This is a genomic window from Botryobacter ruber, from assembly GCF_003347595.2.
In the GTDB taxonomy this organism is placed as follows: Bacteria; Bacteroidota; Bacteroidia; order Cytophagales; family Hymenobacteraceae; genus Pontibacter; species Pontibacter ruber_A.
In genome coordinates this window covers 24,653-50,808 of sequence record NZ_QCZK02000027.1, presented here as the reverse complement: position 1 = coordinate 50,808, position 26,156 = coordinate 24,653, and the positions used below count along the sequence as shown (strand labels likewise).

Annotated in this window: 21 protein-coding genes; 17 read left to right on the top strand and 4 right to left on the bottom strand. The window is 50.7% G+C overall.

The window, feature by feature from the left end; all coding sequences use genetic code 11:
- Positions 1-146 precede the first annotated feature (146 nt).
- The 4 genes from DCW36_RS07985 (at position 147) to accC (ending at position 3,808) form a co-directional block, all read left to right on the top strand.
- Positions 147-830: a hypothetical protein gene (locus DCW36_RS07985; protein ID WP_128396959.1), complete on the top strand. Its 684-nt coding sequence runs from the start codon at positions 147-149 to the stop codon at positions 828-830.
- 322 nt (positions 831-1,152) lie between these two features.
- Positions 1,153-1,716, top strand: a complete 564-nt coding sequence (gene efp / locus DCW36_RS07980; RefSeq protein WP_114783266.1) for an elongation factor P — start codon at positions 1,153-1,155, stop codon at positions 1,714-1,716.
- Between the two features lie 3 nt (positions 1,717-1,719).
- Positions 1,720-2,223, top strand: coding sequence for an acetyl-CoA carboxylase biotin carboxyl carrier protein (gene accB, locus DCW36_RS07975; RefSeq protein WP_114783265.1), 504 nt, complete (start codon positions 1,720-1,722; stop codon positions 2,221-2,223).
- A gap of 241 nt (positions 2,224-2,464) precedes the next feature.
- A complete protein-coding gene (accC, locus tag DCW36_RS07970) occupies positions 2,465-3,808 on the top strand; it encodes an acetyl-CoA carboxylase biotin carboxylase subunit (protein WP_114783264.1) in 1,344 nt (447 codons plus the stop codon).
- Positions 3,809-3,883: 75 nt separating this feature from the next.
- Here the strand turns inward: accC and DCW36_RS07965 are convergent, their stop codons facing one another.
- The 3 genes from DCW36_RS07965 to DCW36_RS07955 all read right to left on the bottom strand — a co-directional run bounded on the left by DCW36_RS07965 (position 3,884) and on the right by DCW36_RS07955 (position 6,762).
- On the bottom strand, positions 3,884-4,459 hold the full coding sequence (locus DCW36_RS07965) for a DUF3109 family protein (protein ID WP_114783263.1): 576 nt from the start codon (positions 4,457-4,459) through the stop codon (positions 3,884-3,886).
- 157 nt (positions 4,460-4,616) lie between these two features.
- Entirely contained in the window at positions 4,617-5,060 is a 444-nt protein-coding gene (locus DCW36_RS07960; protein WP_125185468.1) for a hypothetical protein, read from the bottom strand.
- A 142-nt stretch (positions 5,061-5,202) separates the two neighbouring features.
- Positions 5,203-6,762, bottom strand: a complete 1,560-nt coding sequence (locus DCW36_RS07955; RefSeq protein WP_114783262.1) for an ankyrin repeat domain-containing protein — start codon at positions 6,760-6,762, stop codon at positions 5,203-5,205.
- Positions 6,763-7,084: 322 nt separating this feature from the next.
- On the opposite strand from DCW36_RS07955, the gene DCW36_RS07950 reads away from it, so the two are divergent.
- The 4 genes from DCW36_RS07950 to DCW36_RS07935 all read left to right on the top strand — a co-directional run bounded on the left by DCW36_RS07950 (position 7,085) and on the right by DCW36_RS07935 (position 12,071).
- Entirely contained in the window at positions 7,085-9,319 is a 2,235-nt protein-coding gene (locus DCW36_RS07950; protein WP_114783261.1) for an ATP-dependent helicase, read from the top strand.
- Positions 9,320-9,577: 258 nt separating this feature from the next.
- Entirely contained in the window at positions 9,578-10,240 is a 663-nt protein-coding gene (locus DCW36_RS07945) for a DUF4290 domain-containing protein (protein WP_114783260.1), read from the top strand.
- Positions 10,241-10,243: 3 nt separating this feature from the next.
- On the top strand, positions 10,244-11,551 hold the full coding sequence (gene murA, locus DCW36_RS07940) for a UDP-N-acetylglucosamine 1-carboxyvinyltransferase (RefSeq protein WP_114783259.1): 1,308 nt from the start codon (positions 10,244-10,246) through the stop codon (positions 11,549-11,551).
- Between the two features lies 1 nt (position 11,552).
- Positions 11,553-12,071, top strand: a complete 519-nt coding sequence (locus DCW36_RS07935) for a hypothetical protein (protein ID WP_114783258.1) — start codon at positions 11,553-11,555, stop codon at positions 12,069-12,071.
- A 174-nt stretch (positions 12,072-12,245) separates the two neighbouring features.
- Here DCW36_RS07935 and DCW36_RS07930 read toward each other — a convergent pair whose 3' ends face one another.
- The gene (locus DCW36_RS07930) at positions 12,246-13,421 is read right to left on the bottom strand and encodes a THUMP domain-containing class I SAM-dependent RNA methyltransferase (RefSeq protein WP_114783257.1); all 1,176 of its coding nucleotides are present in this window, start codon (positions 13,419-13,421) and stop codon (positions 12,246-12,248) included.
- A gap of 210 nt (positions 13,422-13,631) precedes the next feature.
- On the opposite strand from DCW36_RS07930, the gene DCW36_RS07925 reads away from it, so the two are divergent.
- The 9 genes from DCW36_RS07925 to DCW36_RS07880 all read left to right on the top strand — a co-directional run bounded on the left by DCW36_RS07925 (position 13,632) and on the right by DCW36_RS07880 (position 26,093).
- Entirely contained in the window at positions 13,632-15,392 is a 1,761-nt protein-coding gene (locus DCW36_RS07925) for a sodium:solute symporter family protein (protein ID WP_114783256.1), read from the top strand.
- A 344-nt stretch (positions 15,393-15,736) separates the two neighbouring features.
- Positions 15,737-16,753, top strand: coding sequence for a UDP-N-acetylmuramate dehydrogenase (gene murB / locus DCW36_RS07920; RefSeq protein ID WP_114783255.1), 1,017 nt, complete (start codon positions 15,737-15,739; stop codon positions 16,751-16,753).
- 354 nt (positions 16,754-17,107) lie between these two features.
- A complete protein-coding gene (locus DCW36_RS07915) occupies positions 17,108-17,569 on the top strand; it encodes a hypothetical protein (protein ID WP_114783254.1) in 462 nt (153 codons plus the stop codon).
- A 98-nt stretch (positions 17,570-17,667) separates the two neighbouring features.
- A complete protein-coding gene (locus DCW36_RS07910) occupies positions 17,668-18,072 on the top strand; it encodes a lipocalin family protein (protein ID WP_125185466.1) in 405 nt (134 codons plus the stop codon).
- Between the two features lie 139 nt (positions 18,073-18,211).
- Positions 18,212-18,832 (top strand): hypothetical protein, encoded by a 621-nt coding sequence (locus DCW36_RS22535; protein ID WP_164891065.1) that lies wholly within the window; start codon positions 18,212-18,214, stop codon positions 18,830-18,832.
- Positions 18,833-19,004: 172 nt separating this feature from the next.
- Complete coding sequence (locus DCW36_RS07895) at positions 19,005-22,409, top strand: SusC/RagA family TonB-linked outer membrane protein (RefSeq protein ID WP_205702890.1); 3,405 nt, start codon at positions 19,005-19,007, stop codon at positions 22,407-22,409.
- Positions 22,410-22,421: 12 nt separating this feature from the next.
- A complete protein-coding gene (locus DCW36_RS07890; protein ID WP_164891064.1) occupies positions 22,422-23,882 on the top strand; it encodes a RagB/SusD family nutrient uptake outer membrane protein in 1,461 nt (486 codons plus the stop codon).
- Between the two features lie 13 nt (positions 23,883-23,895).
- On the top strand, positions 23,896-24,741 hold the full coding sequence (locus DCW36_RS07885) for a zinc-binding metallopeptidase (protein WP_114783250.1): 846 nt from the start codon (positions 23,896-23,898) through the stop codon (positions 24,739-24,741).
- A gap of 35 nt (positions 24,742-24,776) precedes the next feature.
- Complete coding sequence (locus tag DCW36_RS07880; protein ID WP_164891063.1) at positions 24,777-26,093, top strand: DUF4302 domain-containing protein; 1,317 nt, start codon at positions 24,777-24,779, stop codon at positions 26,091-26,093.
- The last annotated feature ends 63 nt before the right edge of the window (positions 26,094-26,156 follow it).

Sequence of the window (26,156 nt, the reverse complement as noted above, 5' to 3'; positions counted from 1 at the left end):
ACGTTAAGAGAAACTAAAATTAACCTGCAGCTTCTGTTGTCAATGTCAAAACATTAATACTGAAACAGGAGTAAACAGGTAAAAACAAGGAAATTAAATTTTCATTTTTTCATTCACACTTTTCAGAATTCATTAGTTTCTCCAACATGAAAACATTCAATTTATTATATCTTTTTCTGGTCCTCACCTTCTTCTCCTGCAAAAAACAAAACACATCCCCTAGCTTGTCGACAGACGATACCAGCAACGTAACACTTGCTGACGGCACCACCTGCACCGAGCATTTTTACTTTTATGAAAACAAGAAGAAAGTGCTGGGAACGGTTTCCACGTCGGCTGTTATCATTGGGTTTGTACCCGGGCTCGAAGCTGCGGAAAAAGAAAAATTTTTAGCATCGCATAGCACTTACATCAAAGGAAAAGATGCTTACCAGACACTCGACTATACTTCCCCGGAAATAATTGAACTGCAACCCGACCTGTCGTGCGCACAGGTAGAGGAGCTGCTGGGCTTGCTGAAACAAAGCAGCCTGGTTCGCTATGCCAATCCGACCTTTATTGTTTCGGAAGGATTCAGGGGGATTGGCGGGCATTTTATTGTTACGCTAACCGAAAAGGCAAATTACCAGCAGCTGGAAAGCTTAACTAAAAGAACCAAAACCCGCATTGTGGAAGAAATTTCTCCGGATCTTAAAATATATTTACTGGAAGCCGACAAAGATTCGGATGGCAACGCACTGGAAATGGCCAACTATTTTCATAAACACGAATACATAGCTCATGCTGAACCCGACTTCGTGTTACAGCCTTCGCCTATCGGCACCTGGTAAATTAGGAACGAAAGATTTTTGTTAAAAGAGCGCAGCTAAGCCGGAGGCAACAGCTGCGCTCTTTTTGTGTTTTTGAAATCAGTTTTGCCGCCCACAGCGTGGCCTGCAGCCGTCGCACCACTATTCGTTTTGTTTTTACGATGCCGCAAACCATCTTTTCTGTTAGCAGGCACGTAATGAAACAAATCCTGCATGGAATGCATGTAAAACCGAACTGTTTTTAAAACAATTTGAGCAGAATAGCTAACTTTGTTTGCAAGACATAGAATTGCGCTATACTTTTAACCTTTCATTAAAAATTTACCGAGAATAAAACACACTTATGGCAACCACAGCTGATATTAAGAATGGCTTGTGCATAGAGTTCAACAACGACCTTTATGTAGTAACAGAATTTCAGCACGTAAAACCAGGTAAGGGACCGGCTTTCGTCAGAACAAAACTTAAAAACATTAAGACCGGAAAAGTAATTGACAATACTTTTTCAGCCGGCCACAAAATAACAACCGCCCGCGTAGAGCAGCGTCCGCACCAGTACATTTACAAAGACGACCTGGGGTACAATTTTATGGACATGAATACCTTTGAGCAGGTGGTTCTGGACGAAAAAATGGTACCTTTTGCCGACCTGATGAAAGAAGGCCAGGAAGTAACCATTCTCTTCCATGCTGAAACAGAAACACCGCTTACCTGCGAAATTCCGCCATTTGTGGAGCTGACCATTACCTATACAGAACCGGGAATCAAAGGCGACACGGCCACGAACGCATCAAAACCGGCTATCGTTGAAACAGGCGCTACCATCCAGGTGCCGCTGTTCATCGGGCAGGACGAAAAAATAAAAGTAGACACACGCACTTATTCTTACGCAGAAAGAGTAAAATAACACATGAAAGCTAAAGAAATCCAGGACCTCATCGACTTTATTGCCAAATCCGGCCTGAATAAAGTCAACATCGAAACAGAAGAATTTAAGATATCGGTAAAACGCGATCCGGACCAGAAGGTAAAGTATGTGAAGGACTCGGGTGTTAGCCCTGTTCATACACATGCGCCTGCCCCGGTTGCCGCCCCTCAGGCTGCCCCGGCACCTGCTCCTGCAGCAGCCGCAGCTCCTGCCGCCCCTGCACAGGCCGCCAGCGACGAGAGCAAGTACACCACCATAAAAGCCCCTATGATCGGTACCTTCTACCGCTCCTCAAGCCCGGAATCTCCTTCCTTTGTAAACGTGGGCGACGAGGTTTCGAAAGGACAGGTGATCTGCATTATCGAGGCCATGAAGCTGTTTAACGAAATTGAGTCTGAAGTATCAGGCAAAATTGTGAAAGTGCTGGTAGACAATGCTTCGCCGGTAGAATATGATCAGCCTCTGTTCCTGGTAGATCCCAGTTAATGTGCTAATAATTTAATGTGCTGATGTTTTAATGTGCTGATGTGCTAATGTAGCAATGTGCTGGTTGCTGGATTATGTGGTTGTTACCAGTGAGTCATTCACTACTCTTTACAACAATTTTCCAGTTGAACAACTGAGCCATCACCGAATTAGCACATCAAAATACCGTATGAGCGCATTAATACATCAGCACATGAGCACATTTACTCATTAGCACATTAAAATCAGCACATTAAAGTCCATGTTTAAAAAAATACTTATTGCCAACCGCGGTGAAATTGCGCTCCGCATCATCCGTACGTGCAAAGAGATGGGCATTAAAACTGTGGCGGTATACTCTACTGCCGACAGGGAAAGCCTGCACGTGCGCTTTGCCGATGAAGCTGTATGTATCGGTCCGGCACCCAGTGCGCAATCTTACCTGAACATCCCGCACCTGATTTCGGCTGCTGAAATAACGAATGCCGATGCCATCCACCCGGGCTATGGCTTCCTGTCGGAAAATGCGGAGTTCTCAAGGATTTGCGCGGAACACAATATCAAATTCATCGGTGCCACGCCCGAAATGATCAACGCCATGGGCGACAAAGCGTCGGCCAAGGACACCATGAAAAAGGCAGGCGTACCCACCATCCCCGGCTCCGATGGCTTGTTGAGCAGCCTGGACGAAGGCTTGAAAATCGCTAAAAAAATCAAGTACCCGGTTATCCTGAAAGCAACTGCCGGTGGCGGTGGCAAAGGGATGCGCATCGTGCGCAACGACTCTGAGTTTGAAAAAGCCTGGAAAGATGCCCGTGCCGAAGCGAAAGCTTCTTTTGGGAACGAAGGCCTGTACCTGGAGAAATATATCGAGGAGCCACGCCACATCGAAATTCAGCTGATCGGCGACCAGCATGGCCAGGTGGCGCACCTTTCGGAGCGTGACTGCTCCATCCAGCGCCGCCACCAGAAGCTGGTAGAAGAAACGCCTTCGCCTTTCATAACCGACGAATTGCGTGAAGCAATGGGTAAGGCTGCCGTGGCAGGTGCTGCCGCTATCAATTACGAAGGTGTGGGTACCATCGAGTTCCTGGTCGACAAAAACCGCGACTTCTACTTTATGGAGATGAACACCCGTATCCAGGTGGAGCACCCGATTACTGAAGAAGTGATTGATTATGACCTGATCAAGGAACAGATAAAAGTGGCTGCGGGTTTAAAGATCTCCGGTAAAAACCACTACCCGAAGATGCACGCCATCGAGTGCCGCATCAATGCCGAAGATCCGAAGAACGGTTTCCGTCCTTCACCGGGCAAGATTACCAACCTGCATCTGCCAGGTGGCCATGGCGTTCGTGTAGACTCGCATGTTTACTCCGGCTACACCATCCCGCCAAATTACGACTCCATGATCGCCAAGCTGATCGTGAGCGCGCAGACACGCGAGGAGGCCTTGGTAAAGATGAAACGTGCTCTGGACGAATTCATCATCGAAGGCATCAAAACAACCATTCCTTTCCACCTGAAACTGATGGAAGACAAAGGCTTTAAAGAAGGCAACTTCACGACTGCCTACCTCGAAAGCTTCGATTTCAGTACGCTGTAAGTTAGCATACTCCAATAAAAAACAAAAAGCTCTGACTTATCGGCCAGAGCTTTTTGTTTTATTGGTTGGGAGCAACTATTTCTCCTTCTCTAGCTCCTCCTCCATCAGCTGCTCCAGTTCGCTGTACCAGCCTTCGCCGTACTTGCGGATGAGCGGCTCTTTCAGGAACTGGTACACCCGCACCCCCAGGTCTTCGCCAAAGCTGCAGGCCGCGCTGCAAATGCCCCAGCGGTCGTAATTCAGCGCATCGAAACCGTCGTACTTCGTGATGCGGATGGGATACAGGTGGCAGGAAATCGGTTTTTTCCAGTCGATTTTGCCGTCGAGGTAAGCCTGTTCGATGGCGCACTTCAGGATGCCGTTGTCGTAAAGGGCAAAGGCGCATTCGCGGCCTTCGATGATGGTGGTGGAATAGTCGCCCTCAAAGTCCATCTCGTACAGCCCGTGTTGCTCTACCGCCAGCTTACCGGCCCCCGACATGTACGGCTTTATCTTTTCGTAATTCTCTTCCAGTATCTCCAGTTCCTCTACCTCCAGCGGCGCGCCCAGGTCGCCTTCCACACAGCAGGCCCCCTTACACTTCTCGAGGTTGCAGACAAAAAAATTATCGCGTATATCGTCGCTAATTACTGTATTCTGAAGGACTATCATCTGTTTTTGTTTTACCAGAAGACAAAGTTACGGAGAAAATAGTTTAAATGAATGGTGAGTGGCAATTGTGTAACAGCAGAGGGTGTGGTGGGAGGTGCAGAATGAAGTTTGAGCTAGAATGAAGGCACGGGCTGCAAGCCCGCGCCAGCGGGGAATATCATTTTGAAGAAGTATTGACGGGATGTACCTTAAACATAAATGGATAGTCAGCCTTTGGGATAAAAGTTTTAAAATTTTTACTTACAACTCTATAGGTTTGTCTCTTGAAAATTGAATCCAGTTTGGATTCGTAAAAACTTACTTGTTCGGCTTCACTCATGCTCAAATTTTTACCTCCAAAAAAATTTAAACATGTTTTATTGGAAATAAAATCTGTAATAGATAACCGGATGACTTCAGATTCCACAACTGATAAATCGTTAACATTATTAAAAGTTATTCTTATGATTCCTTTACCTATGAGAACACGATCTAATTTTGGTTTAGTTATATCTATTTCAACAGGATCATATGTAATTATTGCTTCACCAGATTGAGCACTACATTTGGCTGAAATGAGCAGGAATAATAAAAGTAATACTTTTTTTATTTTTGAATTCATGGTCTTTTCCTGGCGGTGTAGTATGAAAGATATTAATATTTAGGTGTAGTTACAAAATACACCTAGAGCATTTTACATAAACACCTCCCAAACATTCTGCTGCCCCACCCACCATAGCCTCTGCTCCTTCATAAAACACCTGCTACGGATTCACCTTCGGCTCCGGCGAACCGGCGGCGAACAGGATATTGCGGATGTTGTCTTTTTTGGTAAAATCGATGGCGGCTCTGCCATTATTGTCGCGGAGGGTGGCGTCGGCGCCGGCGCTGATCAGGATCAGCACTGATTCGTTCGTGTAGTTTTTCTCGCAGGCGACCATCAGGGCCGTTTTGCCTTCTTTGTTCTGCACGTTAACATCGGCACCGGCTTTAATGAGCATTTCGACGTCGCGGAGGCCGAAGCCTTTGTTGAATTCCATGGCGTAAATGAGCGGCGTGTTGCCCAGCGAGTCCTGCACATTGACAGCGGCGCCATGCTGCAGCAGCGTGTCGAGCAACTGGAGCTGCTCCTGCTCAAATGTTTCGGTAGTAACGCGGGTGCCGCTGACGGCATAATGCAGGGCTGTTTTCCCGTCCTGGTCGGTCTTGTTGATGTCGGCGCCTTTCTGCAGCAGCAGGCTCACCGTCTGCACCCTTTTATCCGGGTCGTACACGGTTCCGTAACCTTCCAGCAGGTGTGGCAGGTACACGGCGTGCATCAGCGCCGTGCGGCCCCTGAAATCGAGGTCGAAACCGGCAGGATTGGCACCGCTGTTGATGTCGGCGCCCTGCTCCAGCGCCCGTTCCACCAGATGCGCATTCCGGTCCATAGCCCCAATGATCAGGCGCGTTTCCGGAGCCAGGCCCAGGTACTTGAGCTGCTCATAGGCATTCTGGCTGCCCTTTTCCATCGCGACCTGGTACCACTTCTTCGCCTCCTCGATGTTGGCGTTGCCGTCGGTTGTTTCTTCGTAATACAGGCCCAGGGAATAGCTGGCTTCGCGTTCACCGGCTTCGGCGCCTTTTTTAAACCACTTCACCGCCTGCTTCATATCTGCCGGCACCCCCTCTCCTTCCTGGTACAGGCTCCCGATGTAGCCATACGATACCAGGTCTCCTTTTTCGGCGGCTTTCTGGAAATAACGTATCGCCAGCTCCCTATCTTTCCAGACGCCATAGCCGGTATAGTACATGCTGCCCAGGATGCGGCAACTGAAGGCATCGCCGTCAATGGCTCGCTCTCTTATATCGATAGCCGCACTGCGCATGTGCTGGGTAAAGAGGCGCTCGTCCTCCTGGTTTCGCAGCGTCATCAGTTCCGCTATGCCCAGATGCCCCAGCATGCTGTTGCCTTTAATGGCCTGCTCATAAAAATAACGGGCCGAATCGCGGCGGGCGGCAAAATAAATTTCCGGGTTCTTCAGTTTGCTGGTGTCGTTCAGGTTCAGGTTGGCTTTCAGCTCGCCGTGCTGCTGCAGGCGGCCCATAAAATAGAAGGCATCGGGATCGTCTTTGGCAGCTGCTTCCCTGAATTTGGCATAAGCCGCCTCCGGCTGTAACGAAATGTAGAGCAGAACCGCTTCCTTCGTCTCCGGCGTTCGCCAGCCGACAGCGGCAGTGGTATCGACAGCAAGCGGGGGTGTTGCCGGATTTTTGGTTTTCTCCTGAGCCACTCCTACCCGAAACAGTAGCAGCAGGAACAGAAGAGATACTATATTTTTCATAATCGACTATAAAGCTAATGGGGCGCTAACTGTAGCTGCACATAAACAGTACCAGATTTTACAATCTCTCTGCAAAGATAACAGGAAGCCTGCCTCCCATCAATTTATCGGTGCTGAATTTGAGCACGATGACCCATTTTGCTGATTTCTTTGTTCTTAAAGTAGCTTACAAACGTTACTGCTGCCGTCACCACAGCCGCTGCCGCACCTCATTCTGCCTTTGATTCAGTCCGGAGCCGCAGGTAAATTTCCTGCCCGGTTCTGAATACAGAATGGAATTTGTAACTTGCAGAGGTTTTAAGACGCACGCCCAGGAGAAGAAATGGATTACATTAGTTTATTAAATGAGTCGCAACGCAAGGCCGTACTGCACATCGAAGGCCCTGCCATGATTATAGCCGGAGCAGGTTCCGGCAAAACAAGAGTTCTTACGTACCGGATTGCCCACCTCATCAGCCAGGGCGTGGACCCGTTCAACATACTGGCCCTGACCTTTACGAACAAGGCTGCCAAAGAAATGCGGCACCGGATCGAGAAGGTCATCGGCAACGAAGCCAAGAACATCTGGATGGGTACCTTCCACTCCGTGTTCTCGCGCATTTTGCGGGCCGAAGCCGACAAGATCGGCTACCCGAAAAGCTTCACCATTTACGATACCGACGACAGCAAAACGCTTATCCGGAACATCGTAAAGGAGATGAACCTGGACGACAAGCTCTACAAACCTAACCTGGTGCTGGGCCGCATCTCCTCTGCCAAGAACAAACTCATTTCGGTAAAGCAATACCTGAGCGACCCGGTGATACAGGCTGACGATGAAGCAGCTATGCGTCCCAAGATCGGCAAGATTTACGAGCAGTACGCCAAGCGCTGCTTTGCCGCCGGCGCCATGGACTTCGACGATTTGCTGTTCAACACGAACGTGCTCTTCAAAGACCATCCCGACGCGCTGAACAAGTACCAGAATATTTTTAAATACGTGATGGTGGACGAGTACCAGGACACTAACTACTCGCAGTACCTCATCACGCGCAAATTGGCGGCCCAGAACCGCAACATCGTGGTGGTGGGCGACGATGCGCAGAGTATCTACGCCTTCCGGGGTGCCGATATCCAGAACATCCTCAACTTCGAACGCGACTACCCGGAGCTGGAGGTGTTTAAACTGGAGCAGAACTACCGCTCTACCAAAAACATCGTGCATGCTGCCAACTCGGTTATCAAACACAACCAGGCACAGCTACGCAAAGAGGTATTTACCGACAACGAGGAAGGTCCGCTGATCGAGGTCATCAAAGCCAACTCCGACAACGAGGAAGGCAAACTGGTGGCGACCACCATCTTTGAGGAGAAGATGAACAACCACCTCTCCTACGACGACTTCGCCATCCTCTACCGCACCAACGCGCAGTCGCGGGCCATGGAAGAGGCGCTGCGCCGCATGAACATCAAGTACAAAATTATTGGAGGCCTGTCGTTCTACCAGCGCAAGGAAATTAAGGACCTGATCGCTTACCTGCGCCTGACCGTGAACCCGAACGATGAGCAGGCACTGCGCCGCGTGATCAACTACCCGAAACGCGGCATCGGCGAAACCACCGAATCGAAGATATTTGTAACCGCCGACGAGAGCAACCATACCGTGTGGGAAGTGGTGCAGAATGCCAGCACTTTCCTGGGCAACCGCGTTGGCACGGCCATTGAGAACTTCTCCATCCTCATCCGAGATTTCGCCCGCATTGCCGAGCACAACGATGCCTTTGAGGTTGCCAAACACGTAGCCAAACATTCCGGAATCGTAGACGATCTGTACGCCGACAAAACCGTGGAAGGCCTGGCGCGTTACGAGAACATCCAGGAGCTCCTGAACGGTATCAAGGAATATGTAGACGACCCGGAGAAGGAAGACAAGAGCCTGTCGGCCTTCCTGCAGGACATCGCCCTGATTACCGACGCCGACACCAAAGCCGACGACGAGGGCGAGTTTGTAACCCTCATGACCATCCACTCCGCCAAGGGCCTCGAGTTTAAGAATGTGTTTATCGTGGGGATGGAAGAAAACCTTTTCCCGAGCCAGATGATGCTCAACTCACGTGCCGACCTGGAAGAAGAGCGGCGGCTGTTTTACGTGGCCATAACACGTGCCGAAAAGAAATTATACTTAACCTACGCCACCAGCCGTTACCAGTGGGGTAACCTGCGGGCCTGCGAAAAGAGCCGCTTCTTAGACGAAATTGACAGCCGCTTCGTTAACTTCAAGTACGGCGACACCCCGGGTGGCGGCGTGTTTGAGCGGGTGCTGCAGCGCAAGAGCAGCCTGGTGGCCGCCGCACCGCGCAAGCAGGTAGCCAGCAGTTACACCGCCCCCGCCGACTTCACCCCCAGCGACACCTCCAAACTGGCCGCTGGCATGAAGGTAGAGCATCCGAAATTCGGGTTCGGCGTAGTGGCTAAAATGGATACGCAGGGCAACAGCACCAAAGCCATCATCAACTTTGACGAGGTAGGCGAAAAAACATTGCTGCTGAGTTTTGCCAAACTCAGGATACATGATTAGTATGAATATTTGTCTGAACTAGGATTAATCAGATTAAGGGATTTCAGGATTTATTTTTTAATGCTGGATATATTACAAGGATTAGAATATTTAATTTCTTTGTTATCGATGCCAAAGTTAAAAATGGAAGAAATCTGATAAATCCATTAATCTGATTAATCCTAGTTCAGACAATTTCCGTAACCTGAAATTTATATATCCCGATTTCTGCTATTAATTGCCGCAGATTTCTAATTTTGAATTCTTAACCCCGCTATAATGGAAGCTAGTACTACCTTTAAACAAGAATTGCTGCTGCGCGAGTATGGCAGAAACGTGCAGGACCTTGTTAATTACATCCTTACGATACAGGACCGATCGGAACGTACGCGCCTGTCGCAGTTGCTCATTAACCTGATGGCCAAGCTGAACCCCCAGCTCCGCGACATCCAGGATTCACAGCAGAAACTCTGGAACCACCTTTATGTAATGTCCGGCTCCAAGCTGGATGTGGATGTTCCGTTTGAGCTCAGCGCGATGGAGTACCTCAACGACAAGCCGCAGCGCATGAGCTACCCGCTCGACACGCCCAACTTCAAGCATTATGGCAAAAACGTAGAACTGCTGATACAGCGTGCCACCGAGCTGGAGGACCCAAAGGAGCGCGACGCTGCTATTATATCGCTGGGCAAACTGATGAAAACCCTGTACAGGTCTTATAACAAAGATAGTATTACAGACGATGTTATCCTGAACGACATCCGCAACATGTCCAATGGCAAACTGAACATGGACCTGGGCTACATCGAAAGCAACAACCTGTTCGAGAGTAGTGGTAAAGCTGCCTCGCAGGAACCGCAGCGCTACCAGCAGCAGGGCCGTTCCGATTCAGGCCGAAACAAGAAAAATGTTCGTACTTCTTCTAACCCGAGAAATAAATAATTAATGGCTTCATTTGAAGTAATTGGCGGTAACAAATTACACGGCAACATTTACCCGCAGGGTGCCAAAAACGAAGCGCTCCAGATTCTGTGCGCGGTTCTCCTGACTTCCGAACCGGTTACCATTTCCAATGTTCCTGATATCCGCGATGTCAATAAGCTCATCGAACTGCTAACGAATTTTGGCGTAACAGTCGATAAACTAGCCCCCGATACCTACCGGTTTACTGCTGCCAATATCGACATGGATTACCTGCAAACGGAATCGTTTGCCAAGCTGGGTCGGTCAATACGTGGTTCCGTGATGATTGCCGGCCCTATGCTGGCACGTTACGGGCAATGCAAACTTCCGAAACCAGGAGGCGACAAAATTGGCCGCCGCCGCCTCGACACCCACTTTATCGGCTTGCAGAAACTGGGCGCCACGTTTAACTACGACTCGCAGGACAGCTTTTTCCAGATAGAGGCACAGCGCCTGCAGGGCACCTACATGCTCCTCGACGAAGCTTCTGTTACCGGTACTGCCAATATTGTAATGGCTGCCGTGCTGGCCGAAGGCGTTACTACTATTTACAATGCCGCCTGCGAGCCTTACGTGCAGCAGCTTTGCCGCATGCTCAACCGCATGGGCGCGCGCATCCGGGGGATCGGCTCTAACCTGCTCGTAATTGAGGGTGTGGAATCGCTCGGCGGCACCGAGCACCGCCTGCTCCCCGACATGATCGAGATAGGTTCGTTTATCGGACTGGCCGGCATGACCGGTTCCGAAATTACCATCAAAGACTGCCAGATACCAGAACTGGGGCTCATTCCGGAAACCTTCCGCAGGCTGGGCATTAAAATGGAATTCCGTGGCGACGATATTTTTATCCCGGAGCAGGACCACTACGAGGTTGATACCTACATCGACGGCAGCATCCTGACCGTTTCGGACCATACCTGGCCCGGTCTTACGCCTGACCTATTGAGCGTAGCACTGGTAGTAGCCACACAGGCCAAAGGAACAGTGCTGGTGCATCAGAAAATGTTCGAGAGCCGCCTGTTCTTCGTTGATAAGCTCATCGACATGGGCGCGCAAATTATCCTCTGCGACCCGCACCGTGCTACCGTTATCGGGCAGAACAAGCAGTTGCCTTTGCGTGGCATCAACATGACCTCGCCCGACATCCGGGCTGGTGTGGCGCTCCTGATTGCCGCTCTTTCGGCTGAAGGACGCAGTGTGATAGATAACGTAGAGCAGATCGACCGCGGCTACCAGAACATCGACGGCCGCCTGAATGCGCTGGGTGCGCAGATTACCCGAATAAAATAACATGCTTAGATCCGCCTTTCTCCTCGCTTTCCTGTTGCTCTTACAGCTTGCTGCCGTGGCCCAGAACCCGTACAAGCGTAAGATCCAAAAGCAGGGTGAGGAGATGGCTGAGGCTACCATAAGCGGCAATTACCAGGCGCTGGCAAAGTTTACCTATCCCAAAATTGTGGAAATAATGGGCGGGCAGGAACAGATGGCCGAAATAATTGAAAAAGAAATACAACAACTGGAAAACCAGGGCATCACGCTGGTGTCGGTGAAGCTGGGGACTCCGGAAAAAGTCTATAAAGCTGCCAACGAGCTGCATTGCCTGGTGCCGCAAACCATAGTTCTGAAACTGAATGCAGGCAATATGGCGCAGGAATCTTTCCTGCTGGCAGTGTCGCAGGACGCGGGAAAAAACTGGTATTTTGTAGATACCGCCCAACTCACCAACGACAGCGCACGCCAGCTATTTCCGGCCTTTAACCAAGACCTGAAAATACCCGCCCCGAAAGAACCTGTTTTTGTGGAGGAGTAGCCAGGACCAGGATTGAAACAGATTTAATGGATTTAACAGTAAAAAGCCCGGTAGTATTGACTTTTGTAAGCAATACTACCGGGCTTTTTTATTACCGCTGATCCATTAGAAAAGAAGACGGTTAATCAAAAATCAGCGAAATCCAAAAATCTGCTTTAATCCAGGTTCAGACCATTAACTTTCCTTTTCCCTCCTGCTGCCCTTGTACAATTCGTACTTCAACAGCCTGCATTCGATGGCACCATTGTACAACGGAATGCGGCGCGAAGCACGCAGGCCGATGCTCTTGGCAGCGTCCAGGTTGCCGGTGAAAACAAAAGCATTGAAGCCCTGGTAGTTTGTTTTCAGGGTGTCGCCAATCTGCTTATACAAATCGTTTATATCTTCCGTCACAATACGCTCATTGTAAGGCGGATTCATCACCAGTACACCGCTTTCGGCAGGCGCTTCCGTTTTGAAGAAGTCTGCTTCCTCTATCCGGATGATTTTTTCCAGTCCGGCATTGGCAATATTGGTGCGGGTTGCTTCCACATAGTCGGGGTCGATGTCGTAGCCAATGATCTGTGCCTGGGGAGTAGTGCGTTCCTTGGCTTCGGCTGTTTTCCAGACCATCTCGAACAGGGGTTCGTCGTAATCTTTCCAGTTCTCGAACGCGAACGGGTCGCGGCGGAATAAACCGGGAGCGATATTCTGCGCCATCAGGGCCGCCTCAATCATGAAGGTTCCGGAGCCGCACATGGGGTCGATGAAGGTGGATTTACGGTCCCAGCCCGACAAGCCGATGATGCCCGCGGCCAGTACCTCGTTCAGCGGCGCCACGTTGGTCTGCAGGCGGTAGCCACGGCGGTGCAGCGAATCGCCTGACGAATCGAGCGAGAGCGTGACCATGTTCTCGTGCATGTGCAGGTTAAGGCGGATGTCGGGACGGATACGGTCCACGGAAGGCCGCTGGCCGGTCGCTTTCCGGAACTGGTCTACAATGGCGTCTTTGGTAAGCTGCGCTACAAAAAGCGAATGCTCAAACGTTGAGTGACTGACAACGGCGTCGATGGCAAAAGTCTGTTCCAGGTCCAGGTATTCGCTCCAGTTCGTTTTCTGCACCTGCTGGTAGAGGTCCTTTTCGTCGCGTGCTTTAAAGTTGCGGATCGGTTTTAAGATGCGGATGGCGGTGCGGCACCACATGTTAGCCTCGTACAGCTGCCGCAGGTTTCCGGAGCAGGTAACTACCCGGTTGCCCGGTTTGATGTATTCCATGTCCAGCGCTTCGAGTTCTGCCGCCAGTACCTCTTCCAGGCCGGAAAGGGTGGTGGCGATGATGTTAAAGTTGCCGTTCGGATTTTGTTTAGCCATTGTCTTCGTCAGTATCAGCCACAAAATTGCATCTTTTTACCTGCATTCCGAAACCTTAATTTCATTCTGCACCTGCCACCATGGCCTCTGCTGCGATAAAAAAGCGCCAGCAACGTTTCCCGTTTCAGCCCGATTGCTTATTTTGTGCCGCATTCGGTTTACATTTACCTACTTTTTGCTTCATCAACCGCTATTTAACCCACACACGACATGCACCTCGACCTGATTGACTGGCTCGTAATGGCTGGCTTTGGCATTCTTATTTTAGGCATCGGCATCAGCTACACCGGCAAAGCCAGCGGCAGCCTGGCCAATTACTTCCTGGGCGGCCGCAACCTGACCTGGTGGATAGCAGGTACCTCAATGGTAGCCACCACCTTTGCCGCCGACACGCCCCTGGCCGTAACCGAACTGGTCGCCAGAAACGGGATTGCCGGCAACTGGCTTTGGTGGAACATGCTGCTGGGCGGGCTGCTCACTACCTTCTTCTTCGCCAAACTCTGGCGCAGAGCGGGCATCATCACCGACCTGGAATTCATTGAGCTGCGTTACACGGGTAAGCCTGCCTCTTTTCTGCGCGGCTTCCGGGCTATTTACCTGGGCATTTTTATGAACAGCCTCATTATCGGGTGGGTAAACGTGGCGCTGATGTCCATCATCGAAGTATTTTTCGAGGTGCCGCGTTCGGAGCAGTTGCTCTATGTAGCCATTGCGATGGTGGTGGTGATGGTGTATTCTTCCCTTTCGGGTTTACTGGGTGTAGCCATTACCGACGTGGTGCAGTTCGTGATTGCCATGTTTGGCTGTATTGTGCTGGCAGTGCTGGTGGTAGGCTCCGACCAGGTGGGCGGTATAGACGGGCTGAAAGAAAAACTGCCGTCCTGGTCGCTGGACTACTTCCCGAACATTGGCACCGGGGAGGCCGGTGCTGCCGGAATAGCCAAAACCTTAACCCTTTCGCTGGGGGCGTTTCTGGCGTTTACCACCATCCAGTGGTGGGCCAGCTGGTACCCGGGCAACGAACCGGGTGGTGGCGGGTATATTGCGCAACGCATGATGAGTACCAAAAACGAAAAGCACGCGCTCTACGCCACGCTCTTTTTCCAGATTGCACACTACTGCATCCGCCCCTGGCCCTGGATTCTGGTCGCGTTGTCGGCGGTGGTGTTGTACCCGGAGCTGTCGGTGGAAAATAAGAAACTCGGTTTTGTGATGGCGATGAAAGATTTCCTGCCGGCAGGGCTGAAGGGGCTGCTGCTGGTTGCTTTTTTCGCGGCGTATATGAGTACCGTCTCCACGCAACTCAACTGGGGCGCCAGCTACATCATCAACGACTTTTATGGCCGCTTTATCAAACCGGACGCCAGCCAGCAGCAGCTTGTAACCGCCTCCCGCATTACCACGATCCTGCTCATGCTGGTGTCGCTGGCAGCTACGACACAAATCACGTCCATTTCCGCCGTGTGGGCCTTTATCATGGAAGCGGGTGCCGGTCTGGGGCTGGTGCTGATCCTGCGGTGGTACTGGTGGCGCATCAATGCCTGGAGCGAGATTGTGGCTACTATTGCCCCTTTTATTGCCTATGCTATCGCACGGCACGTGCTGGGCTGGGAGTTTCCTGATAGCTTCTTCCTGACCGTTGGCTTTACAACCCTTGCCTGGCTTGTTGCCACCTTCGCTACCGCCCCTGTTCCGCTGGCCAAGCTGCAGGACTTTTACAAACGCGTTTCACCCGACGGCGCCTGGCGACCTGTCCGGAAATCGCTGGACCTGCCGCAGCCCCGCACGAAGGTGTACCACCTGCTGGCCGGCTGGGCCCTGGCCGCCATCATGGTCTACTCCACCCTCTTCCTTATCGGTGACCTCATCTTCCAGAATTACACCCGCTTTTTTATGTGGCTTGGAATTGCCGTTGTCGCGTTGGTGCTGATGATCAAAATTGCCGGGCGCATTAAGTTTTTTGAAGACTGAGGGAAGTTTGGGAGTTTAGGTGGTAGAAAGGTAGAAAGGTAGAAAGGTAGAAAGGTAGAAAGGTAGATGGGAAATCAGAATAGCATTAGAAACATGAAGACTTTGGTATCTCGAGTAAATCGAGCTAATTTTATACTGTTGAATTTTAACATCAGATATCTATTTATTGTGTCTCTAATATAAATAGCAAATCAAAATGTCATCTCGACCGCAGGGAGAGATCTGGTAAAGCAGAAAACATGAAGCTAGCAGATCTCTCCCTGCGGTCGAGATGACATAAAAATGTTCTTCGTAACTTTCTACCTTGTCTACCTCTTAAACTTTCTACCTTTTTACCTTAACCAATGCAGCTGCTCCGTAACTACTCTCTTAAGCCATTCAACACTTTTGGCATCGATGTAAAAGCCAACCTCTTTGCCCGCTTCAGCAGCGTGGAAGAGCTGATGGCTTTGTTGCAGCTGCCTGAGGTAAAGCTGAAAGAGAAGCTGATCCTGGGCGGTGGCAGCAACATCCTGTTCACGAAAGACTTTGACGGCGTGGTGCTGCAAAACGGCATTAAAGGCATTAAGGTAGTGCACGAAGACGATGAAGTGGCTTTTGTGAAGGCTGGCGGCGGCGAAGTGTGGCACGACCTGGTGCTGTATGCCCTGGCACAGAACCTGGGCGGGCTGGAGAACCTTTCCCTTATACCCGGTACGGTGGGTGCTTCGCCCCTGCAGAACATTGGGGCTTATGGCGTGGAGCTCAAAGATGTGTTTCATGAGCTGGAGGCGGTGGAAGTGGAAACGGGCGATTTACATACGTTTGCCGGCAACGCCTGCGGCTTCGGCTACCGCGACAGCATTTTTAAACGCGAAGCCAAAGGCCGGTATATCATCACCTCCGTTACGTTTAAGCTGCACAAACACCATACCCTCAACACCTCCTACGGCGCCATAAAAGATACGCTGGCGCAGATGCAGGTAACGGAGCCAACCATACAGGATGTAAGCGCAGCTGTGTGCGCCATCCGCCAGAGCAAACTTCCCGATCCCAAAGAAATAGGCAATGCCGGCAGCTTCTTTAAAAACCCGGAAATTCCCCTCCTCCTCTTCGAGACGCTCAAGCTGCAGTACCCGGACATGCCCTCATACCCGGTTTCGGAAACCACGGTGAAGGTGCCGGCAGGCTGGCTGATTGAGCAGTGCGGCTGGAAGGGGAAAGTGATCGAGAATTACGGCGTGCATAAGAACCAGGCGCTCGTGCTTGTGAATTATGGCGGCGCCACCGGCAACAAACTGCAGGAACTGGCCTACGCCATCATCCGCTCCGTTGAAGAAAAGTTTGGCATAGCCTTGCAGCCGGAAGTAAACATCATTTAATACCCGGTCAGTAGCATGCAGGAGCAGTGGATGTGGTGGCAGCTGCAGTAAACTTTTTCTACAACCGGAACAGCTTTTCCCCTGTTGCTACAACACCTGCACAATTCAAATTTCGCAGCCATAGCACGCAAAAACTTCTGCGTAGCCGAATGCCTGACCGCTTACTTTCTTCCCCTCCGGCTACGGCAGCAGGTTCCCTCATCCTGCTGCTGTTTCACAAAAGCAGGCTTCAGCAAAGCATTTATTTTGTACTTCCGGAAATAAAATTTGCGCGAATATACATATAAGGCTATCCTAATATTCACTATTCCGTAAAACCAAGTTGAATGAAGTATTCATCCAGCTGCTGTTGCTATGAAAAACTATTGGCTATTCTCCTCCCTGTTCCTGGTGCTTCTCCTGCTCAGCTTTTCTGCCTGCCAAAAAGAGGAAGATAAAGAGCCCTCCAAAACCGACATGATTACCGCCCACAGCTGGCAGGGAGAGCAGGTGCTGGTACTGGGTACTGATGTTGCCACAAACCCGTTGTTTTCGGGTTTGCTACCCGACATTACAACCATGACCCTGACGTTTAACAGAAACGGAACCTACAATGCTTCGTATGTGGAGAATGGCCAGACAATTCCGGTTTCCGGCAACTGGGAATTCCGAGATAACGAGACATCCGTTTTTTTCGACCTGCTCACAACGTTTGGCCTGAACGAAACCCTTTCATTAAAAGAATTAAGTGCAGATAAACTTCAGTTTTCGACGACTGTCAATATAGCTGGTTTCCCGGGTAGCCTGCCTGTGGATGTTCATTTTGTTAAAAAGTAAGATTGCAGGGAAATTACCAGGCAGCAGCATTCCTGTTAACCGGCCAATCCCGCTGTTGTGTACATTTTCATTTTTTATCAACTCTAAAACCCATGACTATGAAAAAAATTCTTCTTAACCCATTCCTTTTTTTTATCCTGATATTAATATCCTTTACCGGTTGTAAAGACGATGAAGTTGAACCTTCCAGAAGAGACATGCTTACCGGTGGCACCTGGAACGGAACAGCTGTTTATTCCCAGGGCACTGATATTACCGAATCAGCCAAAAACAGTGGGTTTGACATAACAAAGAATACATTGCGGTTTGATACGAATGGCAATTATACCGATACGTATGACGGAAGCTCTGATACAGGAACCTGGGAGTTTGCTGAAAACGAAAGCAAACTGCTGTTAGATAAAAATACAAGCAATGAGCAGTTAGCCACCATTTCCCAGCTTAATGCCAACACGTTAAATGTCACGTTTAGTAGTGGCCTTGAGCTGAGATACACCCGTTAGTGCAGCAATAATAATCCGGAAATGCACCGTAGTTGTTTGTTCCGGTAAGATATTTCAGTTAATATTAAAGATTTAATATATTTATGGTAGCTTTCTGCAATTGTTCATCTAAAACCCTTCACTAATGAAAAAAATCCCCATGAAAAGACTTGCATACTTTTTTATGATGCTGGCGCTCGCGTTCGGCCAGGCATGCGAAGGTCCGGAAGGCCCCGAAGGACCTCCGGGACCAGAAGGACCGACAGGACCGACAGGGCCTGCAGGCCCCTCCACGAAAGCTATGGTAGCTGAATTTCCTGTTAACTTCACACGCAATCAAAATGGAAACTACATCGTATTTCTGGATCTTCAGCAGCTTCAGGAAGTGGGAATAGATGTAACTGAGTCTGATGTTATTATGATGTACAACCTGGTAGCGGTTGATGAATTAGAAGATGGTACGCCCTTGTTGTACTGGGCTCCAATGCCTACTTCATTCCAGGTTTCCCATAACAATACCGACTATGATGTTTGGTTTAAATATTTACATAGCTTCCTGGACATCGGTATTTACATCGATACAAAACTGGATCTGACGTTGCTGAGCACAGAAGACCAGCAAGCAATAACGCAGAATAACTATTTCAGGTTAGTTATTATTCCTGGTGATTTCATTAACGGAAGGGTTGCCAAACCAAACATCGATCTGAATAATTACGAGGAAGTTGCGAAGTACTACAACTTAACAGAGGAGAGTGTTAAGAAGATAACACTGGACTAATGTATGGGTGAGGCTGCTGGAAAGGCAGCCTCTCTTTTTCAGTTACAGGGTTTCTGACGTGAATAGCCTTTCCTGGTTCCCAAAAGGAAGTAAGTTTACCCTGTTACTTCATGCTATTTTTTCGTAACTTATAACATGCTCCGGTACAGCCTCATCCTGTATGTTTAAAAACTTGTACATAAAGAAACACCAGTTATTCACCCTGTTTGTGGCCCTTTCCTGTCCGGTAGTTACCGCTCAGGCTACCGGGGCTTACAGGGCTCCTTCCGCCGCCATCCTGCAGGACAATATCACGGTGAAAGGCACCGTAAAAGTGCAGCCTGCCACCGGTGGCGCACCCGAAGCCATGCCGGGCATTACCATCATCGAAAAAGGGACGAGTAATGCCACGATTACCGACATCGACGGTAGCTTTCAGCTTAGCGTGCCCCGGAATGCAGTGCTGGTCGTATCCCTGATCGGCTATAAATCGCAGGAAGTAAATGTGGAGGGAAGAGCTACCATTGCTGTTACCTTACAGGAAGATGCCAGCACGCTTACGGAAGTGGTGGTTACAGGCTACCAGACCATCGACCGCAAAATGTTTACCGGGTCGGCTGCGCTGCTGAAAGGCGAGGATGCGAAACGGGAAGGGATCAACGATGTCAGCCGGATGCTGGAAGGACGGGTGGCAGGTGTGCAGGTGCAGAACGTTTCGGGCACCTTTGGGGCGGCGCCAAAAATAAGGGTGCGCGGCGCCACCTCCATTACCGGCGATAATAAGCCGCTGTGGGTCGTGGACGGCATCGTGCTGGAGGATGTGGTAAACGTATCGAACGAGCAGCTCTCTACCGGCGACCCGGCCACGCTGATCGGTTCTTCGGTTGCCGGCCTGAACCCGGACGATATCGAGAGTTTCCAGATATTAAAAGACGCTTCGGCTACGGCCATGTACGGTGCCCGCGCCATGAACGGCGTGGTGGTGATTACGACCAAAAAAGGAAAGATCGGCAAACCAATTGTCTCCTATACCGGCAACTACTCCACTTACCTGAAGCCCAGCTACCGCAATTTCGATATCCTGAACTCGGCAGACCAGATGGCGGTGTACCTGGAAATGGAGCAGAAAGGCTGGCTCAATTATTCGGATGTGTCTCGGGTGCAGAATGGCGGCGTTTTCACGAAAATGGCGGAACTGATTCATACCTACGACGAAACGAACGGCACCTTCGGGCTGGAAAACTCACGCGAAGCCAAAGCAGGATTCCTGCAACGCTACGCCCGTGCCAACACCGACTGGTTTGATGTGCTGTTCCGGAATTCGTTTATGCAGGAGCACTCGCTGAGTATTTCGTCGGGTACCGAAAAAACGCAACTCTATTTTTCTACCAGCTACCTGCAGGATAACGGCTGGACTGTAGCCGACCAGGTGAAACGCTTTACCGGCAATGCCCGAGCCAACTTTAAAGTTACGGACAAGCTGTCCATCGGCTTAATTTCGCAGGGCTCCATCCGCGACCAGCAGGCACCGGGAACAGTGAGCCGTGTCAGCGATCCGGTTACGGGTGCCTATAGCCGCGACTTCGATATCAACCCCTTCAGCTATGTCATCAACACCAGCCGCACCCTCACAGCTTTCGATGAGAACGGCAACCGGGAATTTTTCCGCAGAAGCTTTGCTCCATTCAACATCCTCCATGAACTTGAAAACAACACCCTCGATATTTCCCTGCTCGACCTGAAACTGCAGGCCGATGTCAACTACAAGATTCTGAAGAACCTGAACTACAACTTTTCCGGCGCCCTGCGCTATGCCAAAACAAACCGGGAGCATAAGGTAACCGAAGAGTCCAACATGGCCCAGGCGTACCGTGCCGGCACCATTTATGGCGAAGGCGTGGATGCGACCATCCAGGAACGAAACAAGTTCCTGTACCGGAATCCGGACAACCCAGAAGCGCAACCGGTTACCGTGCTGCCACAGGGCGGTATCTACACCACCAACGACGACAACCTGACCAGTTACTACCTCCGCAACACCCTCGACTGGGACCAGACTTTTGCCAACGACCACACCGTCAGACTATTTGCATCGCAGGAGCTGCGGTACGCCGACAGGCAGAACAAAGGCTTTACGGGCTATGGCTACCAGTACAACAAAGGCGGAGTGCCTTTTATAGATCCGAATGCCATCAAACAGGGCGTGGAAGGAAACTTCAACTACTACAACATGAGCCTGCGCTACGACCGGTTTCTGGCTTACATGGCTAATGCGGCTTACTCCTACAAAGGCAAATACAACCTGAACGGCACCGTGCGCTACGACGGTTCCAACCTTTTGGGCGAATCGCGCACTGCCCGCTGGCTTCCCACCTGGAACGTGAGCGGCTCCTGGAACATCGATACCGAACCTTTTATGCAGGAACTGGACAAGATCAGGCGACTGACGCTGCGTGGCACGTACGGCCTTACCGCCAGCATGGGTAATGCCACCAACTCCAGCCTGGTACTGCAAAGCGCCAGCGCCCGCAGACCTTACCTATCGGAAGTGGAAACGATCATCTTTATCCAGAACCTGGAGAACTCGGAGCTGACCTGGGAGAAGCAGTACGAAACCAACGTAGGTATCGACGCCGGCCTGTTCAACGAGCGGCTGCAGATAACGCTGGACGGTTACCTCCGCAATGGCTTCGATCTCATTGGCCGTATCCGGACCTCGGGCATTGGCGGCGAAGAATACAAGATCGCCAACTACGCCGACATGAAATCGCATGGTGTAGAGGCAACCATCGGGGGTGGTGTAGTCGACAACCAGGACCTGAAAGTGCGCACCCAGTTTACCTTCGGCTACAACAAAGGCAAGATCACCAACCTGCGCAGCGATCCCGATATCTGGTCGCTGGTCATTCCGGAAGGCGGCCCCAGGCAGGGCTTCCCCTACCGCGGCCTCTACTCTATCCCGTTTGAAGCGCTGAATCCACGTGCCGGCTACCCGATCTTAATAAACGAAGATGGCGAAAGTAGTCCTAATGTTTACCTGCAGAGCGACAAGACCGACAACCTGATTTATGAAGGTCCGGTAGACCCTGTGGTAACCGGCGGGTGGTTTAATTCCGTGCAATACAAAAATTTTACACTCTCCGGTCTGGTCACTTACAGCGCGGGAAACAAAATCAGGTTAACACAGACGTTCAAGACAAGCTATACCGACCTGGACGCCATGCCGGAGGTATTCCTGCATCGGTGGGTAATGCCCGGAGATGAAAACACAACCAATGTGCCCTCTATTTTAGACCGCCTCACCGCAACTACTTTAAACAACGGCTATCCTTACAACAACTACAACTACTCCACGGCACGCGTGGTGGATGGCGACTTTGTACGCCTGAAGCAGGTGTCGCTGGGCTATAACCTGCCAACAAACTTTACCGGGAAACTGGGCGTCAACAGCATGTCCGTGAGTTTAGTGGCCAACAACATCTGGCTGATTTATGCCGACAGCCGCCTGAACGGGCAGGACCCGGAGTTCTTTAACTCGGGCGGTGTGGCCATGCCCATCCCCCGTCAGTTTACCTTGTCACTCAAAGCCGGCTTTTAATTTTTTTCCTGTATGATAAAAAAATATCTTTTCTATACGTTCCTTAGCAGTACCCTCGCTTTCTCCGGCTGCAGCGATTACCTGGACCAGGCAGTAGACCAGCGGACGCAGCTCGATACCGTGGAAAAAGTTAAGGAGCTGCTGGCAACCGCCTATCCGCAGGCCGATTATGCCACCTTTACCGAAGCCATGTCGGACCTGGCGCAGGACAAAGGCAATGTGTCTGGTGCTGTGATAGACGAAACCAACCGCAACCCTTACTTTTACCAGGATGTGCAGAGCAAAGCCCAAGGCTCCCCGGATAATTACTGGAATGCCTGCTATGCTGCCATTGCCGCTGCCAACCATGCCCTGGAAGCCATCAGCAAAGCTCCGAACCCCGAAGCCTACAGCGCCCAGAAAGGTGAGGCTTTGGTGGCAAGAGCATACGCCCATTTCATGCTGGTAACATTATACGCCAAGGTATATGATCCGGCTACTGCTGGTACCGATCCCGGTGTCCCCTATGTAACGGAGCCCGAAAAAGTGGTGCTGGCGCAGTATGACCGCCGCACGGTGTCGTATGTGTACCAAAAAATTGAGCAGGACCTGACAACGGGGCTACCGCTGCTGAACAACAACGCCTACCGTGTACCCAAATACCATTTTAACACAGCGGCAGCACATGCCTTTGCTACCCGGTATTACCTGTTTAAACGCGAATACCAGAAAGTGATCGACCATGCGAACCAGACCTTTGGCGGGGGCAGCATAGAGCCCAACCTGCGGCCCTGGGTTGGCGTGTACAGCAAACTGACCGCCAACGAAGGACTGGCTATTTACACGCAGGCATCACAGAACGCGAACCTGCTGCTGGTGGAGGCTTCGTCGTTATGGGCCCGCAACTATGCCCGTTACCGCTATGGCTTTGCCACGCCTGTCGTTAATTACTTCTTCCGGAGCCCGAATGTAACAGGCGCCCAATGGGTGCAGCCGCTTTACACACAGGGTACCGACCACTGGCTTATCCTCAAGTTCCGGGAACATTTTGTACGCGTAGACCCGAATGCCGAGATCGGTTTTCCTTATACCATCTTCCCGTTATTTACGGCCGAAGAAGTGCTCTTCAACCGGGCCGAGGCTTATATCGAACTTAACCGTTTTGCAGAAGCGCGTGCCGACCTGAACATGTATGCCCGCCACCGGATAGAAAATTATAACCCGAGTACACATGCCGTAACCGATGCAAAAGCCCGCGCTTTTTACAAAACATCCAATACCAAACAGGCGCTGCTGAATACGTTACTGGATTTTAAAGCAGCAGAATTTGTGCAGGAAGGAAAACGCTGGTTCGACATTCTGCGGCACCGCCTGCCCGTTACGCACACCACCGCCGACGGCCAGAGCTTTACAGTAGCAGCAGATGACCCGCGCCGGGTACTGCAGATTCCGCAGGAGGCAAAACTGGCAGGTGTAGAACTGAATCCACGCTAAGCAAAAAAAGATCATGGCACATAAAATCTATAAACTCCTGTTGCTGTTCCTTACCGCTACCCTCGCCTTTTCCTGCTCTGAGGAGGACGAACCGGATATTTCCGGCATCGACTTTACGGGCGATAACTGGGAGAAAAGCGCCCTCGACAACTGGCTGTATGAAAACTTTGTGGTTCCGTACAACATCGAAGTAAAATACAGGTTCGACCGCTACGAGGTGCCGCTCGACCGGGTGCTGGCCCCGGTAATGGAAGACAAGGTGATACCGGTAATGGAGGCCATCAAGCACACCTGGATCGATCCCTATGAAGCCGAGGGTGGTTCTACCTTTATCAAACGGCTCTCGCCGAAACAGTTCGTGCTGATAGGCAGCGCCTCCTATAACGACAACGGCACCATTACGCTCGGAACAGCAGAAGGCGGGCGAAAGATCCTGCTGTTTGTCATCAACCAGTTTTCGAAATCAGACAAGGAAGAGGTGCGGCAGATGCTGCATACCATTCACCACGAATTTGCGCACATCCTGCACCAGACGGTAATGTATCCGCAGGCTTTCCAGAACATTTCCACCGGATATACCGCCAGCTGGAACGATTTCTCGCTGGCAGATGCCCGGTCCAGGGGGTTTATTACCGAGTACGCCCGGAGCAGCCCCAACGAAGACTTTGTAGAAATGGTGTCGATCATGCTGATCGAGGGAAAAGCAGGATTTGATGCCATCGTCAACAGTCAGCCTGCCGAAGCCCGGGAAGATTTCCGGGAAAAAGAGCAGCTGGTGGTACGATATTTTAAAGAGACCTGGAACATTGACTTCTACAGTTTACAGGCCCGGACACAGACCGCAATCAATACACTATAAGACACTGGTTCCAGATTAACCGGCACGTTATGAGCATGAAAAAGATCTTATTTTTTAGTCTGCTGCTGATTTCCTTTTTTTCAGGATGCAAGGACGACGATGACCCTGCACCCGGGGAAAGACCGGGCGAGCGGCTGAACCAGGCATTAAGCGAATATAAGCAGCAGTTGGTGAGCGCAGAGCATGGCTGGAAGGCGGTGCTGTACCCGGGCAGCGGCGGGGCCTACAGTTTCCTGTTCCGGTTCCAGGAAGATAATAAAGTGGTCATGTCCGCGGATATAAACGCGGCATCGGTAACGCCAAAAGAAAGCACGTACCGACTGAAAACCATGCAGCGCCCCACCCTGATATTTGACACCTATAACTACCTGCACATCCTCACCGACCCCGACGAAACCATCAGCGGAGGCGACCGGGGCGTTGGCCTGGATTCGGATTTCGAATATTCTTTTGAATCGGTAACGCCGGAAACCATTACGCTACGCGGTAATTTCCGCGACAGCAGGCTTGTCCTGACAAGGGCCACAGCCGATGAAGCAGCGAATTTCATTCCGAGCATTGCCGCTACCGCACAGGTTTTCGAGAACATGAACCAGCTCAAAACCTACTTCAAGCGGCTCACCATAGGTGGTAATGCATTTGACCTTTCGGTGGATACCCGCAGAAGAAGCATTACCTTTAGCTACGGCGAAGACAATGCGCTGAAGCAGTATACAACCAATTACTTTTTTACGCCAACTGGCATTACGCTGGTAGAACCGCTCACCGCCAACGGCATCACGATAACTGAACTGAACAATGTCCAGTACAACGCCGGCACCAACAGCATCAGTTTTTCTTCAAATAATACGGCAGGCAGCATCCGTGAGGCGAACAGCCCGGCAGTAGTAAATGCAGCGGGAGCCAGGAGCCTGTTGTTGAGTCCCGAAGGGCAGAGTTACTGGGCAACAGGCGGCTTCGAAACAGCTGATGACGATGACCTTTTCAACGTATTCTCCATCCCGAATATGTTCTTTTTAGTTTACTGGCCTAATTTTTACCGAAATTCGTTTGATTTGCTAGGTTTTGTTTTGGTAGATCCCGCCACCAATTCACCCTCCCTGGATTATGGCCCCACCGCTACCTCAAGGGTTACAAACGATGGCAGGATTATTTTCACGTTTAATGGTAATTTAGAAGAGCTGTTTCAAAACATCCCTCCCGTTCCCGAAGCGTATGTACCGATTGTTACGGCTACCAGGGAACAATGGGTGGATGCACAAGGCTATTATTATGTGCAGGAAAGCGAAAATGTGGTCGTATTGGTCAGCGCCAAAGATGCCAAAGTCTGGATGCGACTGTTCCGGCAATAAGTTTAGAGGAGCAGCGGCTGTGGTGGCAGGTGCTGCAGAATATTTTTAGTCATTTTTATTTGC

What these genes read in the sequence shown, in the direction of transcription:
- DCW36_RS07935 (WP_114783258.1), top strand. Translation starts at nt 11,553, where the DNA reads ATGCTTAGATCCGCCTTTCTCCTCGCTTTCCTGTTGCTCTTACAGCTT.
- DCW36_RS07885 (WP_114783250.1), top strand. Translation starts at nt 23,896, where the DNA reads ATGGCACATAAAATCTATAAACTCCTGTTGCTGTTCCTTACCGCTACC.
- DCW36_RS07945 (WP_114783260.1), top strand. Translation starts at nt 9,578, where the DNA reads ATGGAAGCTAGTACTACCTTTAAACAAGAATTGCTGCTGCGCGAGTAT.
- DCW36_RS07985 (WP_128396959.1), top strand. Translation starts at nt 147, where the DNA reads ATGAAAACATTCAATTTATTATATCTTTTTCTGGTCCTCACCTTCTTC.
- DCW36_RS07950 (WP_114783261.1), top strand. Translation starts at nt 7,085, where the DNA reads ATGGATTACATTAGTTTATTAAATGAGTCGCAACGCAAGGCCGTACTG.
- accB (WP_114783265.1), top strand. Translation starts at nt 1,720, where the DNA reads ATGAAAGCTAAAGAAATCCAGGACCTCATCGACTTTATTGCCAAATCC.
- DCW36_RS07960 (WP_125185468.1), bottom strand. Translation starts at nt 5,060, where the DNA reads ATGAATTCAAAAATAAAAAAAGTATTACTTTTATTATTCCTGCTCATT.
- DCW36_RS07925 (WP_114783256.1), top strand. Translation starts at nt 13,632, where the DNA reads ATGCACCTCGACCTGATTGACTGGCTCGTAATGGCTGGCTTTGGCATT.
- DCW36_RS22535 (WP_164891065.1), top strand. Translation starts at nt 18,212, where the DNA reads ATGAAAAGACTTGCATACTTTTTTATGATGCTGGCGCTCGCGTTCGGC.
- DCW36_RS07955 (WP_114783262.1), bottom strand. Translation starts at nt 6,762, where the DNA reads ATGAAAAATATAGTATCTCTTCTGTTCCTGCTGCTACTGTTTCGGGTA.
- murA (WP_114783259.1), top strand. Translation starts at nt 10,244, where the DNA reads ATGGCTTCATTTGAAGTAATTGGCGGTAACAAATTACACGGCAACATT.
- DCW36_RS07965 (WP_114783263.1), bottom strand. Translation starts at nt 4,459, where the DNA reads ATGATAGTCCTTCAGAATACAGTAATTAGCGACGATATACGCGATAAT.
- DCW36_RS07880 (WP_164891063.1), top strand. Translation starts at nt 24,777, where the DNA reads ATGAAAAAGATCTTATTTTTTAGTCTGCTGCTGATTTCCTTTTTTTCA.
- accC (WP_114783264.1), top strand. Translation starts at nt 2,465, where the DNA reads ATGTTTAAAAAAATACTTATTGCCAACCGCGGTGAAATTGCGCTCCGC.
- DCW36_RS07930 (WP_114783257.1), bottom strand. Translation starts at nt 13,421, where the DNA reads ATGGCTAAACAAAATCCGAACGGCAACTTTAACATCATCGCCACCACC.
- efp (WP_114783266.1), top strand. Translation starts at nt 1,153, where the DNA reads ATGGCAACCACAGCTGATATTAAGAATGGCTTGTGCATAGAGTTCAAC.
- DCW36_RS07910 (WP_125185466.1), top strand. Translation starts at nt 17,668, where the DNA reads ATGAAAAAAATTCTTCTTAACCCATTCCTTTTTTTTATCCTGATATTA.
- murB (WP_114783255.1), top strand. Translation starts at nt 15,737, where the DNA reads ATGCAGCTGCTCCGTAACTACTCTCTTAAGCCATTCAACACTTTTGGC.
- DCW36_RS07890 (WP_164891064.1), top strand. Translation starts at nt 22,422, where the DNA reads ATGATAAAAAAATATCTTTTCTATACGTTCCTTAGCAGTACCCTCGCT.
- DCW36_RS07915 (WP_114783254.1), top strand. Translation starts at nt 17,108, where the DNA reads ATGAAAAACTATTGGCTATTCTCCTCCCTGTTCCTGGTGCTTCTCCTG.